Origin of the sequence: Acinetobacter sp. 809848, from assembly GCF_000581275.1 — a bacterium.
Classification (GTDB): Bacteria; Pseudomonadota; Gammaproteobacteria; order Pseudomonadales; family Moraxellaceae; genus Acinetobacter; species Acinetobacter pittii.
Window position 1 is genome coordinate 17,921 of the sequence record NZ_JEXG01000024.1, and the last position, 12,313, is coordinate 30,233.

At 35.7% G+C, this 12,313-nt stretch carries 17 protein-coding genes; 6 read left to right on the plus strand and 11 right to left on the minus strand.

What is annotated here, in order from left to right; translation table 11 throughout:
- From J536_RS17095 to J536_RS17110, 4 genes are read right to left on the minus strand one after another with little or no spacing between them, the layout of a single operon-like run.
- Positions 1-645 carry a glycosyltransferase gene (locus J536_RS17095; protein ID WP_032063452.1) on the minus strand — a complete coding sequence of 215 codons (645 nt, stop codon included), beginning with the start codon at positions 643-645 and terminating at the stop codon, positions 1-3.
- The gene (locus tag J536_RS17100) at positions 642-1,241 is read right to left on the minus strand and encodes a class I SAM-dependent methyltransferase (protein WP_032063453.1); all 600 of its coding nucleotides are present in this window, start codon (positions 1,239-1,241) and stop codon (positions 642-644) included. Before J536_RS17100 ends, J536_RS17095 begins: the two co-directional genes overlap by 4 nt.
- Positions 1,216-2,010, minus strand: a complete 795-nt coding sequence (locus tag J536_RS17105) for a PIG-L deacetylase family protein (RefSeq protein WP_032063454.1) — start codon at positions 2,008-2,010, stop codon at positions 1,216-1,218. The genes J536_RS17100 and J536_RS17105 overlap by 26 nt, the downstream gene beginning before the upstream one ends.
- On the minus strand, positions 1,998-3,011 hold the full coding sequence (locus tag J536_RS17110) for an acyl-CoA dehydrogenase family protein (protein WP_050680439.1): 1,014 nt from the start codon (positions 3,009-3,011) through the stop codon (positions 1,998-2,000). The genes J536_RS17105 and J536_RS17110 overlap by 13 nt, the downstream gene beginning before the upstream one ends.
- Positions 3,012-3,260: 249 nt before the next feature.
- Between J536_RS17110 and J536_RS17115 the strand changes: the two genes are divergently transcribed.
- The gene (locus J536_RS17115; protein ID WP_032063456.1) at positions 3,261-3,494 is read left to right on the plus strand and encodes a DUF2171 domain-containing protein; all 234 of its coding nucleotides are present in this window, start codon (positions 3,261-3,263) and stop codon (positions 3,492-3,494) included.
- A gap of 300 nt (positions 3,495-3,794) precedes the next feature.
- Positions 3,795-4,730: a metal-dependent hydrolase gene (locus J536_RS17120; RefSeq protein WP_032063457.1), complete on the plus strand. Its 936-nt coding sequence runs from the start codon at positions 3,795-3,797 to the stop codon at positions 4,728-4,730.
- 68 nt (positions 4,731-4,798) lie between these two features.
- Here J536_RS17120 and J536_RS17125 read toward each other — a convergent pair whose 3' ends face one another.
- From J536_RS17125 to J536_RS26490, 3 genes are all read right to left on the minus strand, one after another.
- Positions 4,799-5,359: a TetR/AcrR family transcriptional regulator gene (locus J536_RS17125; RefSeq protein ID WP_032063458.1), complete on the minus strand. Its 561-nt coding sequence runs from the start codon at positions 5,357-5,359 to the stop codon at positions 4,799-4,801.
- 637 nt (positions 5,360-5,996) lie between these two features.
- Positions 5,997-6,419, minus strand: coding sequence for a hypothetical protein (locus J536_RS17135; RefSeq protein ID WP_032063459.1), 423 nt, complete (start codon positions 6,417-6,419; stop codon positions 5,997-5,999).
- Between the two features lie 90 nt (positions 6,420-6,509).
- Complete coding sequence (locus J536_RS26490; protein WP_134853824.1) at positions 6,510-6,635, minus strand: YHYH domain-containing protein; 126 nt, start codon at positions 6,633-6,635, stop codon at positions 6,510-6,512.
- A gap of 154 nt (positions 6,636-6,789) precedes the next feature.
- Between J536_RS26490 and J536_RS17140 the strand changes: the two genes are divergently transcribed.
- Positions 6,790-7,293: an AAA family ATPase gene (locus J536_RS17140; RefSeq protein WP_032063460.1), complete on the plus strand. Its 504-nt coding sequence runs from the start codon at positions 6,790-6,792 to the stop codon at positions 7,291-7,293.
- 261 nt (positions 7,294-7,554) lie between these two features.
- On the opposite strand, the gene J536_RS17145 is transcribed toward J536_RS17140, so the two are convergent.
- Both J536_RS17145 and J536_RS17150 read right to left on the minus strand, forming a co-directional pair.
- Positions 7,555-7,893, minus strand: a complete 339-nt coding sequence (locus tag J536_RS17145) for a hypothetical protein (RefSeq protein ID WP_017481398.1) — start codon at positions 7,891-7,893, stop codon at positions 7,555-7,557.
- A gap of 284 nt (positions 7,894-8,177) precedes the next feature.
- Positions 8,178-8,945: a class I SAM-dependent methyltransferase gene (locus J536_RS17150; RefSeq protein ID WP_032063461.1), complete on the minus strand. Its 768-nt coding sequence runs from the start codon at positions 8,943-8,945 to the stop codon at positions 8,178-8,180.
- Between the two features lie 190 nt (positions 8,946-9,135).
- Here J536_RS17150 and J536_RS17155 point away from each other — a divergent pair, with 190 nt between their 5' ends.
- The 3 genes from J536_RS17155 (at position 9,136) to J536_RS25325 (ending at position 10,825) form a co-directional block, all read left to right on the plus strand.
- Positions 9,136-9,810, plus strand: a complete 675-nt coding sequence (locus J536_RS17155) for an HAD family hydrolase (protein ID WP_032063462.1) — start codon at positions 9,136-9,138, stop codon at positions 9,808-9,810.
- 234 nt (positions 9,811-10,044) lie between these two features.
- A complete protein-coding gene (locus tag J536_RS17160) occupies positions 10,045-10,530 on the plus strand; it encodes an Lrp/AsnC family transcriptional regulator (RefSeq protein ID WP_031944692.1) in 486 nt (161 codons plus the stop codon).
- Positions 10,531-10,708: 178 nt separating this feature from the next.
- Positions 10,709-10,825: a hypothetical protein gene (locus J536_RS25325; RefSeq protein ID WP_002117441.1), complete on the plus strand. Its 117-nt coding sequence runs from the start codon at positions 10,709-10,711 to the stop codon at positions 10,823-10,825.
- Between the two features lie 15 nt (positions 10,826-10,840).
- On the opposite strand, the gene J536_RS17165 is transcribed toward J536_RS25325, so the two are convergent.
- Positions 10,841-11,650, minus strand: coding sequence for a pyrroline-5-carboxylate reductase family protein (locus tag J536_RS17165; protein WP_017403101.1), 810 nt, complete (start codon positions 11,648-11,650; stop codon positions 10,841-10,843).
- Between the two features lie 353 nt (positions 11,651-12,003).
- On the minus strand, positions 12,004-12,228 hold the full coding sequence (locus J536_RS17170) for a hypothetical protein (RefSeq protein WP_002117453.1): 225 nt from the start codon (positions 12,226-12,228) through the stop codon (positions 12,004-12,006).
- Positions 12,229-12,313: the final 85 nt, after the last annotated feature.

Consider the following 12,313-nt stretch of genomic DNA (forward strand, 5'->3'; position numbering starts at 1 on the left):
TTAGAGATTATTTAAAAAATACGATAATCCCTGTGGGGCGCGCCCATTTAAACGACTACTTGTAGTTACTCGAACTAGATTACTCCAAGTAATATTGCAACAATGATGGATCAATTTTTTGATTAAAGATACATCTTCATGGCATGAGATAGGCTCAAAGCCACCGACCAAAAGATAGACCTCTGCACTAAAACTTAAATTTGCCCCGTGAATATGCGCGTGATCCATCTGATCTTTATAGTGCGCTAAATATTTTTGCTGTTTCGTTATAGAGAGATGACTAAAATCGTCTAGCGTTACAGTACCGCAAATTGCATCTGTTGGTTGGTGCTGGATTTGATAGCGCAGCCAATCAGGACTCACTACGGTATCTGCATCAGTACATGCAATCCATGTCACGCCACGCCCAATTAAATGACGAATACCTAAATCCCTCGCTTGCCCCACGCATGCATAGTTGCATTCAATCCAGTTAATGTGATGGCTTTGGACAATCAACCGCGACTGATCTGTACAGCTATCGAGTACAACAAGCACTTCTACCTCATAATCGCCGATGTTATCTATGGCGACCTGAATAGATTGCAGGCAGGCCGATAGATAGTGCTCTTCGTTATGCGCTGGAATGACGATACCTATTTTCATCTTAGTTTTTCCTGCTGCGCTAAAGAGGAAGTGTTCACCGTCCACAGATCAATCATAAAGTCTGGGTCGTTTAAGCTGAGGTAATGATGAAATGGGAAATGTTGCCGAAAAGCTTGATGGACTTGCTCTGCATTTAATTCAAAATCTTGAATTTCATGACGCCAGTGACAACACAGAATCTCGCCATCATCATTTAAACTATGCTTTAACTTTTCAATAAACTGATGCAATTCATCCTTGGATAAGTAATAGGCCATCTCACTAATTAAAATCAGGTCAAATTTTTGAATCGAGTAGTCTTCGGGTATTTTTCTGTTTTCAACCACAACATGCTCGAACTCTTGTAGCCGCTCGGAAGCTAAATGAACAGCACGCTCAGAGACATCTATACACACTAACTCATCAGCTCTTTGCGCCAAATGAAAACTTAAATGTCCATTTGAACAGCCCACTTCCAACACTTTTGGGTAGCGGGGTCTTGTCAGCAACGCGAGACAAATTTGTCTTTTACGTGCTTCATACCAATGAAAGTCATAGCCCCATGGGTCACTGTTATGACGATATAAATCTTCAAAGTACACGCGAGAATGAATCACTCAAATAAACCTCATAAGGCATTAAAAGTCGTTTAATCGCATTTGGAGAGAGAACGGCGGCATTACCCGTAGTTTCATCTGCTTCAAGTTGAGTTTTAAACTGCAAAATTGCTTGATGTTTTTTAGTTAGCTGTTCTTCGGTTAAGCGGTAGGCTTTTGCTCGGTGCCAATCAATGCGTGGGTCTAAAGGCTCTGCCCAATGCCAAGCCCAAATTAATACGTGTAAACAGAGTAGTTGCTTAGCGGTTGCATAGGCTTGTACGGTTTTACCTACTGCTTCATGGTCTGGATGACCATCAAATTCATAGCTACAAATTAGAATATCGTCGGCTTGAACTAACTTGCCTAAACTCTGCCACAGTTGTTCGGTTTGCAAATGAATCTGGCCATCTAACAAATTAAGCTCTATATGCTCGGTGAACTTTGCTACGCCTAGACAATTTAAGGCTGCCAAGCTTTCTTGCGGGCGAAGAATATTGAGCTGATCTGGAGAATATTTTGTAGAGTTAGGATGACTTTGAGTGCCGTTACTTACCGCTAAAACCAAAATCTTGCAGTTCAGTGCAAACAGCTGCTGCATTACCCCGCCACAGCCAAGCACTTCATCATCCGGATGTGGGGCTACAATTACTACTCTTTTTGAGCGAAATAGCTCAAGATCTAAAGCTACTAACGGTTGTTCCTTAAATGCCTTTAACCATTGCTCTTTGGCCGTACCCTCACCAAAAATAACGCGGTCTTCAACCAAAGGATGTTTTAAAGTTCCCATAGGCTTTGCTCCGACACACAGAGTTCTGCAATTTGTTCATAGTCAAAAGCAGCATGACTTTGCCTGATAAACACAGGCAAATCTGCCATGAGCTGAGCAAATGTCGCATCTTCACAAAAAGGACGCGCACCCAAAGCTTTCCCTACTCGCTCAATAACGCTCAGGCAGCATTGTTCTGTTTGGGCACGTAATATGCGTATTTCCCGCTCATGACTTAGCGTTGGTTTATGGTCTATAAGCTTGGCCACATATTGAAAATACTGCTTAGTGATTTCTAGTTGCTGAGCGACCTCACCTAAATACAATTTTTTATAAGGATTCGGATTTGCCTGACAGCTTTCTTGCAAAAAGTTAGCTAGACGCACGGCGGCACCATACCAACACGCAGCAACACCTGCTGCACCATGCCAAAAACCTGGACGTTTTAAATAACTATTTGGCTGACCAATCAATTTAACAGGTGTATTTTTAAAAGTTAGTTGCGCAGTCTGTGTCGCATGCATACCTACAGCGTGCCAGTGGCTTAAGTCGGTTGTAATGGATGGATGACTTAAGTCGACAATACAAAGCTGCGCCTGCACTTGCTGATCTTTATAACTCATTAAAGCTTTTTCAATGAATTCAGCACCAGAGCACCAAGGTTTTATGCCATTACAAAGATTATCTTTTATTTGCAATGGTGCTGGTCCACCGTCTGCTGCCCAAACTGCCCAAGTCTGGTCATCTATTTCTTGCTGATAACCCAATTCATTTAAAATGCTTAAAGCATCACAATGAGATTCAAATAGCTTAGCTAGACTTAAGTCTACTCCAGCAATCTGCGCAAAAAGTTGCCAACGTTGATAGGTTTGACCCGAAGCTGGATGAGGCAAATTTTGAGTGAAATTTACAAGTTGAAAAAGCAAATTTATTCGAAGCTTACTTTTATCTTCAGCTAAGGCAGCTTCAAATTCACTCAAACTGCTCAGTATCGTCATGTTTATAGGTATTTTAATATTCATTGCAAATAATTATTTATAAGACTTAACCCAACCATAACTAAAGATTTCTGTTTAGATAAACATGTAAATTGTAATAAAAAGAAAAATATTATTAGTTTTATATCTAATTATTTCATTGTTACTCAAATATCACGATTAAGTGAACTTATAATCCGATCATGTAAGGTTTATTAAAAACTCAACATTTAATCGATTATTTAAAGTAGTTTAGTTCTTACCGTTTTTCTATTTCCAAAGAAGAGGTCTAAAATGAACACTTTAAATATTAATGATATTAAAAAACACGCAGATGTTATTGCTTCTTGTGGTACTAAAGTAGGTACTGTCGATCATCTTGATGGTGAGAACCAACTCAAACTTACCCGAGATGAAAGTGGCCAACATCACCTTATCCCTACTGGATGGATTGGGGAAGTGAAAGAAGACCAAGTTATTCTGAATAAAAATTCAGAAGAAGTTAAAGAGCAATGGCAAGCGATCTAAACTTCTAAACTAGCTAGTTTTAGCTAGATTAAAATAAAATAAATTTATAATTAAAAATTTAAATTATAAAAACCAAAGCTCCTTTTTATTAAGGAGCTTTTTTTATTCATCTCATATTTAAAATAAAAAAGCTTACCCTCGTGTTGTGTTAAATATACCCAATCTTTAACAGAGCTGCTTTTATCTCTATAAACCTTTTTGAAGCTCATTTTGTCCCTTAAGCACATGGTGATCAATTTTACTTAATGCTAAAAATTGTCCATTCGCATTAAATGAACAATTATGAATAGGGTGACGTATATGATCACAGGGAATCATCAGCTTAAAGCAAGAAAAGTCCATTTCGATTTTACCGAATCATCGGTCTGTTGGATGCCGAATGATCCGCTATGCTCGCATGTCGCCAATGGCATTAACATGCTCTTGCCAGCTGGTGAGTTTTGGTTTTGCCGTGTGTTTAATAAAACCCTGCCCTTAATTACCGATGAAACACTAAAACAAGAAGTGATTGGATTTGTCCGCCAAGAAGCTGCTCATGCACGTGCGCATGAAAAAGCACAGGACTTCTTACGTGAAAATGGTTACGACATTCAAGAAACACTCAACCGTGCCCATTTTGTTTTTAATATTTTGTTGGGTGACAAACCTCTAGGCATACCTTTTTTAAAAGGCGAAAAGCTTGATGAATATTGGTTACTTTTCCGAGTAGGCGTGATTGCTGCAATCGAGCATTTTACGGGAACCATTGGTCAATGGACGCTGGACAGTAAGACTTGGGACCAAGCTGACCCTGCTATGGCAGATTTGTTCCGTTGGCATTTGGCTGAAGAAGTTGAACATCGCTGTGTTGCTTACGATTTATTTGAGCACCTTTTGACAAACAAGTTTGGGTTTTATGTGTCACGCCAAGTGATTATGGCGGCGGTTTTCCCACTGTTTATTTACTTCCTTGCTGACTTTGCCCGTAGTTTAGGTAAGCAAGATTTAGAGCATGAAGATATTCAAAAATTGATGCGCCGTGGCTACTTCAAAATTATTCGTGAATTTGAAAAAACCGCGACTCGCTCAGACAACTTACCGACCATTAAATTTTTGTGGAAAGCGACGTTAAGATGGGTTTCTCCAAAATTTAACCCAATTCATGAGGGAAATACCGAGCAAGCTTTAGCTTATATGGCTCGCTCACCTGCAGTTCAATATTTTGAAGGAATGGCACAGGCTGCAAAACCTGTGTAATCAAGCTAAGCACTTAATTAAATGCTAAGAAAAGCCTCCTTTTTGGGAGGCTTTCTTTCGTTTAAGAGTTATCTAGACCGACACAGATTAAAAAGAAACAATCGAACTAGCGCGCTTTCATCAATGCTGTTTTTTTCAAAAAGTCGGAACATCGCCCCGTCAATCATACATAAAAACATGTAAGCGTCTTCGACTGAGGCGGTAGTTTTAACGGTTAAAAGTAGTTTATAAATTTCATTGATGAGCCAAGTTCGGTATTCAATCGTAACGCCATAGGCCTTGGGATAGACTCTTTTAATTTCAAACAATGCCTTAAAGGGTAAATGATATGGCCCTTCTAAACTCGCATGTAAAAAGTAAATTTGCTTAAGTTTATCCAGCACCATGAGTTCATTGTAAGAATAGAGAATGGAAAACACTTTGTCTTTTAGCGTGTCTTTTTGGAAACTGATACACCTCTCGATTAGCCGTTCTTTTGAGTGAAAGTCGTTGTAAAAAGTAGCCTTGGAAACTTTGGCTTCACTAATAATTCGGTCGACACCAACTTTATGAAACCTATATTGATTAAATAAGTCTTTTGCTACGTGAAGCACTTTTAATGCTTTAAAAGAAGATTGTAAATTTGGCATAGATATACCGTTTAAATAATTTTTTGTTGTATGTAAATGAGATAGAAATACCGTCACTCTTAAAATGAGTGCTAAAAACAGGCATGCAAAAGCCGCACAAAATGGCGTGCTGACCTATCTCAAGTTTTATAGTTGCTGTGTTTTAGATTCTTAAGGTGTAGAAAACCTAGAGTCGATTGAACCGCTTTATAGATTGCTCGAGTGGTATGAATAGAGAGACTTTGGCAAAAGCCAATAAAGAAGAAATAGTACGCATAGCGGACTCCTTTGGGTATAAAGAAGCTTCACCACATTACTGTCAAATAATGGTGGCGAAACGAGAGAAGGTTGACAGACTGATACCCAAAAGATCAGCACACCCGAAGGTGTCCCCCTCCCGTTCCGCCGCAGAGGGGGCACGCAGGGATGCCCACAAAAAAGAGAGACTTTTTCGTGTGCTTTGGGTATGCGGCCTGTCAAAGCCGACTGGCAATGTGGCCAGCAGGCAAAGGATAATCGGAGGGGTTTTAGGTGTCAATGTGATATTGGCTACAAATAAAGCTTTAAAAACATGAGTAAAAAGATTTATTAATACCTTAGAGAATGCTTTTATTTTTTTAGATTTTAAAATTTAAGTAAAACTTAAAAATGCAATTCGTTATATTAATTCATTAAGACTTTGAATACCGAGTTTTACGCCATAGCTACCTTCACTATCGTTATCAAGCCAACCACCATTAATTAAAGCTGGCACAGTCTTATTTATCACTTTACCAGCTAATAGTTTTGCATCATCCCTACTTAAATAGCCAACTGTTAAACCATTAATTTCAATTTTAACTGCGTTCTTGTCATAAGCATTAAAAGGTTCAGAGACAACTCTAGCCATTACTTCTACATATTTTGACTTTTCTTGTTTAGGCCCAGCAATCTTTCTTAAATTTGCTTGATAGGATTGCTCCCCAACAATATCAACCAAATAGACTATTGATCTTATACCAGTGAGATTTTTCTTCTTATGCTTTTTACTTAATATTAAAAATAAAACCAATAAGCCCAATACTCCCAATATCATTTCCATTCTTTTTCCTCTTATTATTTATAAAAAATATAAAAATAAAGATATTAAAAAGAGTAAACCAGAAATCAGCTTACTCTTTTATACCCTTATTTAATGACAATGATGGTCACCAGTTTTACTATTCGTATGACATCCTTTAGAGTTTGTACCCCCAGAATGAGCATTAACCTGTGTAACTGCCAAACCGATTAGACAAATGAGTAAAAGTTTTTTCATGAGTTTATTTCCTTCAAGTCGGAATTATAATTGAGTTTTTATTGTACAAAATAAAATTATTAAGCTTTGATAAAATAGATGAATGACTTATAAACTTTAGTCTAGTTTCTATTTATAACCATTTTGTTGAAATATCTCTTTAAAAAGATAAACCATGAAAATTTGTATTGTAGGCCCTTCTGGCGCTGGTAAAACAACTATCACTAAGAAATTAGCTGATGAATTAAAGATATCAACTTATGGGTTTGATGAGATCTACTGGAATATAAGTGGAACTGAGTTTGTAAAGAATTCGGAAGAAACAATCTCAAGTGGTACTCAAGAAATCGCCTTACAAGATAGCTGGATTGTAGAAGGAGCTTACGATAAACGCTTACTTCCATTACTTCTTGAATGCTCTTTAATTTTAAAAATGGAAGTTCCTTTTTATTTAAGAACAATAAGGCTTTTACAACGTTATTTAAAGTCTATAGTTACACGCAAGAAACCCAAAGAAACTCTAAAAAATACATTAGAGCTGATTCAGTTTTCACATAGTTTTGATAAACGTTTAGAAAAATTTCTGAGTAGTAATGCTCAACTCTCTAAAAAGACTATTCCTTTTAATAACTTTTCAAAAGCTATAAATATTATTCAGACTATTTTTAAAAACAATTAATTCATTTATGAAATCATGATGAAAGAACGGAGGTGGATTGACAGACCAGTCATCTAGGAACTGGCACGCACTAAGCGTCCCGCCTCCGTTCTTTCGCAGAGAATAATGAGAGCGATTATATGTGTCAATGTGATATTAGGTGGATTTTTAAGATTTATTTTCTATTTTAATTGGTAGATTATATTTGGTGATACACCGATAAAATGGATAATTAAATCCATCTTATCGGCTTGCTAGAATCGGTTTTTAAAACCTTATTTTTTATTGTTTAATATATTTTGGGAACTCTTTTAAAACCTTATGACAAAAGTGGCCCTGTGTATCCTCTTTCTTGCGTTCTTCAAATTCCTTCATACCAAATTTCATAACCTCTCTACCGTATTTTTCACCAAGGTCATGTTTAGTACATTTTGCGGCAGCATCCTTTAACTCTTCTGAGTAATAGTGATAATTACAATCGAGCTGAGCACGGCTTAAAAAACCATGTAGTTCCACTGCTTTCTCACACTGAGTTTGCTCAAGAAGATTTCTAGACTCTTGAGCAGCATAAATTGATGTTGCTAAGAATAAAGTGAAAATCGTTACTAAAATATTACGCATTATTTCCCCGACAAAGTTATTAAAAGTATTAGTGATAATATTGCGGGCGTATTAAATAATAATTATTTATAAGTGTCTATTAATAATAAAGAAAATGGGATAACCCTCATCTCTTTTGAATACTTAATCACCTTAATAAAATTGGGTGATTAATTTTTATCAAGTGAATGATATTAAATTTGTTTTATAACCATCTTTAATATTATTCGAGTTATTCGGAAAAAGAGTTTTAGTGATATTTAATCCATTTCTAATCTACTAAAACCCTTATTCATAACACTACGTTAAAACCCTAATTTCTTAAAGACAAAATAACCCACATGGCTTTCAAAGCTACCGTCATTTTGAATTTTGAAATACTTCTTAACAAGGTCAGATGAACCTTCCTGCAAATAACGTAAAGTTTTGATTTGATCTTCAGGCGTTTTCATTCGCTTTACCCAACTATCAAAGTCTAACGCGAGCGTTTGTTTATCTAAACCCACCAAGTCAAAGCCTGCATCTTCAATAAAATAGACCCACTCTTTCACACTATAGTTTCGTACATGACTTGGGTCTCGAATCGTTTCGATGGTCTGTAAAAACGTATCTAATATGGGCGAGCTAGAACTGATAATGTCTACAAAAATAACAATACCATCTGGCTTAAGCACGCGGTTTACTTCTTTCATGGCCGTCGGAACATGTTGCCAGTGATGCGCTGAATATCGGCTAATGACCACGTCAAACTGCTGATCACTAAAAGGCATGTCCTCAGCAATGCCCTGTTGCACAAAGATGTTTTTTAATTTGCGTTGGCTCGCCGTCTTAGACACGGTGTCTAACATTTCATGAGATAAATCGTAAGCAAATACAAGGTCGGCATGTGGAGCAACATTGTAGGAAACATGCCCACCACCACAGCCTAAATCAAGGACTACGGCCTTTTCAATTTTCTGAATTTCATTAATAAATTTATTGAATTCAATGCCTTCAGAATGAGCTTGGCTATTTAAATAGTCGAGAGATTTATTTTGATATTGTTTTTGATTTATATCATGCTGGGTGATCATAACCTTGCTCCTTCTTTGTAATGGAATTACATTAAAGGAAAAGTTAGATAAAAAATAATGATTAGTTTTTCTTCAATTGATAAATAAAAGTTATTATTTGATTGAATACAGAGTAAGCACAAAAATTGAAAATTCTTAAATCAAATAGATAGCTATACTGTCTTTATCTAAAAATTTTATAACACCCAAAATGCCAAATATTATTTTATTTGATTTAGATCAGACTTTACTGGACAGAAATACATCACTTATAAAATTTGTTGAGTGGCAAGTAAACTTTTTTCAATTAGTATCACAAGAAAATAAACAGGCTTTTATAACTAGATTTATTGAGTTAGATAACAATGGAAGTGTGTGGAAAGATTTAGTTTATTCTCAATTATTAGAAGATTTTAATATAAAAAACTTTAGTGTTGAGAGCCTACTTGAATCGTACATTAACGACTTTAATAAGTTTTGCCGCCCTTTTGAGAAAGTTCCAGAAACAATTCAAAATCTTTATAACAAAGGATATAAATTAGGCTTAGTTTCTAATGGTAAATCCCCTTTCCAAGAAAATAATTTTTATGCACTCGGTCTCAAAGAGTTTTTTTCTACAATTATCGTTTCAGAAGCTGTAGGGATGCGAAAACCAGATAGACAGATATTTGAGTATGCATGTAAAGAACTTGGCTGTACTCCTAATGAATGTATTTTTGTAGGAGATAATCATAAAGCCGATATTGAGGGTGCTAATAACGCAGGAATGAAAACAATATTTTTTCACCCAGATCCTTCTATCTGCTCGACTGTAGCGGATAAAAGAATTCACCATTACGACCAACTAGAAACAGCAATTAATACATTAGAGGATTTCATTCTTTAGAAAAGGATATTTGTTCTTTTTATTAAATCCGCAAAGAGCACTGTTTAGTCACCCTTACTGAAACAGTGCTCTTTGCTCCATCCCAACCTCTATCCAGAAAGGTTCGATGCACAGAAATAGTGTATGTACCTTTGACTCAAAATGTTTCCTGTATTTTTTAAAATTTTTAAACATTCACAGCATAAAAATGAAGTATATTAATTTTTATCAGAAGATTCTTCTTTGGTTTATATTTTGAACAAAACAGAATACACACTAGATCGTATAGATCGGAAAATTTTATCTGCATTACGTGGAAATGGCCGTTTAACCGTTGCTCAACTGGCCGAAGAAGTAGGTCTTTCATCTTCTCCATGCTGGACACGACTGAAACGTCTAGAAACTTTAAAAATTATTGAAGGATATACGGTAAACGTAAACCAAAAAGCGATTGGCATTCATGAAGTCTTTTTTATTGAAATTACTTTAGAGCGCCATGATGACGAAATGCTAGAAAATTTCAGTGAAGCATTAGCAGATATACCTGAAGTAGTGGAAGCGCATCTCGTCACAGGTGACTACGATTATCTGGTTAAAGTAGCAGTCAAAGATGCTGACCATTACGAACGATTTTTAAGAAAAAAACTTTATTCAATTAAAGGAATACGCCACACCCGTTCGACCTTTGCCCTACGCCCTCTCAAATCTGCTAATACAGCCGATTTAATGCTAATTGAATAAAAAGGTTAAACGCTGACAGTTAAATCTTTAATTTATTGATTTTAAAATCTTTATTAAGGAAAAGCCTAGAAAATATAACAGATGATAGCTCTGTTATATTTTTTTTAAAAAATTCTGTATCTATGATTACAGCCTTCACTTCTTCAAAATGTAATTAATCTGAATTGGAGGCATCGCCATGAACATTTTGAAGAAAAAAAATAAGGCCAGTTTTGTATTCTTTATTATTACTCTCTACTCGTTTATTGGGTTTGGCTTAGGCTTCGTTATTTGGGAATACTTTTTAAAGGCCTAGTTTGCTAAAGAATACTTAACTCACCTCAGTAATAATTTCTGAAGTGATTTCTTTACTACGATGATATGCGGCCTTCATAGCTAAACGTATATCATCAGATACATTTCCTAGCTCAAACATTCTGAGTGCTGATTCGGTAATCCCGTTAGCCAAGGTCACCTTGCCACACAGATCCGCTGGCGGGACATTACTTTTACGGACCATTTCAACTGCGCCACTAGCCGCTTGGAGTGCTAAATCTAGAGCAAATTGTTTATCAAGTCCTAAAGAAACCCCTGTCTTTATCATGCTGTCTAAAATATAGAAAAAGTAAGCCGGCCCAGAACCAGACAAAGCAATAATTGCGTCTGACTGCGTTTCAGACGGCGCCCAAAAAGTCTGACCCGTTGCAGAGTACAGCATTTCAATTAGGTCTTTATCAAGCTGGTCCATTTGCTCTGAAGCAATAAGCACATGTGTCCCCGTATGCGTCAGCACAGGCGGATTTGAAATTACACGAACAATTTTTTTCGAACCCGTAAAACGAGTCAAGTTTGCAATATCTACTCCCGCCATCATAGAAACTATAATTTTACTAGCTAACCATTTTTTTAGCGGTATAAGTGTCTCTTTTAACTGTTTAGGCTCTAGTAGTAAAACAACAATTTCAGCTTTTTTTAGTCCATTTTCTTTTTGCTTTAAAGCATTTGTATCATTAATCTTTTTCTCTTCAATGAGGTGTATTTTTTCTTTTTTAAATCCTTTTAAAACCAACCCTCCTATTAACGCTAAAGCTAGATTACTACTGCCAATAAAACAAATATTAGGTTGTACTGCACTTAACATTTAAAATGTTTTCCTTTCTTAAGAGAGGTTTATAACAACAAATATTATCTATAATTTAATTATGTATATTGAATTAATGATGACCGTCTGAATAAAGAACCCACTTTAATAAGATATATTATTAAAGTGGGTTTTGTTTTATTCGCGCAATAAATAAAACAACTTTAGATTAAGCCTAATGTATTACTATTGTTAGTAAATACCACAAAAAAATGTTAAGCTGTGTAACATATACAAGAGTATTGTAAAAAATTCTGTAACGAATTCTATTAAGCTAATATAAAAAATATCTATTACTTAATAAGAAAATCTTTAAACCAAATTAAGGCACGGAAGTGTTCTAGTTCAAACAACTAAAGAGTTTCTTTCTTATTCGCTAAAATTCTCTCGGCTTTTCTGATTGCCTGTTGTAAATCAATATCTTCGCACACCCAAAAGGTAAAAATTTTTCCAAATAGGTGGAAATGCTGTTTAACATACTGAGAGCTATTGTCTGAATAGTGCTCTTCTATCTTAAAAACATCATTATGATTTTCTATCTTTTGACCGTCTAAAATACCGCCAATACAAATATCCATTTGAGTACCATACACCTAATTACTTATATTTTAACAAAAAATTTAGAAGCACTTTTAAGAGCATATTTTTATTCTGCTTTTTATT

Coding starts and splice junctions, on each gene's coding strand:
- J536_RS17165 (WP_017403101.1), bottom strand. CDS start 11,650: ATGTTAAGTGCAGTACAACCTAATATTTGTTTTATTGGCAGTAGTAAT.
- J536_RS17120 (WP_032063457.1), top strand. CDS start 3,795: ATGATCACAGGGAATCATCAGCTTAAAGCAAGAAAAGTCCATTTCGAT.
- J536_RS17140 (WP_032063460.1), top strand. CDS start 6,790: ATGAAAATTTGTATTGTAGGCCCTTCTGGCGCTGGTAAAACAACTATC.
- J536_RS17110 (WP_050680439.1), bottom strand. CDS start 3,011: ATGAATATTAAAATACCTATAAACATGACGATACTGAGCAGTTTGAGT.
- J536_RS17095 (WP_032063452.1), bottom strand. CDS start 645: ATGAAAATAGGTATCGTCATTCCAGCGCATAACGAAGAGCACTATCTA.
- J536_RS17125 (WP_032063458.1), bottom strand. CDS start 5,359: ATGCCAAATTTACAATCTTCTTTTAAAGCATTAAAAGTGCTTCACGTA.
- J536_RS17135 (WP_032063459.1), bottom strand. CDS start 6,419: ATGGAAATGATATTGGGAGTATTGGGCTTATTGGTTTTATTTTTAATA.
- J536_RS26490 (WP_134853824.1), bottom strand. CDS start 6,635: ATGAAAAAACTTTTACTCATTTGTCTAATCGGTTTGGCAGTTACACAG.
- J536_RS17145 (WP_017481398.1), bottom strand. CDS start 7,893: ATGCGTAATATTTTAGTAACGATTTTCACTTTATTCTTAGCAACATCA.
- J536_RS17105 (WP_032063454.1), bottom strand. CDS start 2,010: ATGGGAACTTTAAAACATCCTTTGGTTGAAGACCGCGTTATTTTTGGT.
- J536_RS17170 (WP_002117453.1), bottom strand. CDS start 12,228: ATGGATATTTGTATTGGCGGTATTTTAGACGGTCAAAAGATAGAAAAT.
- J536_RS25325 (WP_002117441.1), top strand. CDS start 10,709: ATGAACATTTTGAAGAAAAAAAATAAGGCCAGTTTTGTATTCTTTATT.
- J536_RS17150 (WP_032063461.1), bottom strand. CDS start 8,945: ATGATCACCCAGCATGATATAAATCAAAAACAATATCAAAATAAATCT.
- J536_RS17115 (WP_032063456.1), top strand. CDS start 3,261: ATGAACACTTTAAATATTAATGATATTAAAAAACACGCAGATGTTATT.
- J536_RS17155 (WP_032063462.1), top strand. CDS start 9,136: ATGCCAAATATTATTTTATTTGATTTAGATCAGACTTTACTGGACAGA.